Annotated in this window: 1 protein-coding gene; it reads left to right on the top strand. The window is 53.8% G+C overall.

Going from position 1 to position 260, the window contains the following annotated elements; translation table 11 throughout:
• Positions 1 to 260: Mu transposase C-terminal domain-containing protein (locus LI015_RS29145; protein ID WP_227126796.1), on the top strand; the 260-nt coding region annotated here is incomplete at both ends.

Genomic DNA, 260 nt, shown 5'->3' on the forward strand with positions numbered 1-260 from the left:
ATCCGGAAATTCGGCCAGGTCTATAACCATCCGGAGCTGATTTATTACATGGACAAGCCTGTGGACATCAAGTATGACCCGGAGGACGTGACCCGGCTGCTTGTGTTTGACGCCCAGGACGGCCATATGATTTGTGAGGCCGAGAGCCAGGAACTGTTAAAGATTGCCCACAAGGTCCCACAGGAGGCGCTGGAACGCCACATCCGGCTCCAGAAGCAGCAGATGAAGGATGTGCGTGAGAAGCTGAAGGAAATGAGATG

The sequence above is a fragment of the Enterocloster sp. 210928-DFI.2.20 genome (genome assembly GCF_020554465.1).
Taxonomy (GTDB): Bacteria; Bacillota; Clostridia; order Lachnospirales; family Lachnospiraceae; genus Enterocloster; species Enterocloster bolteae.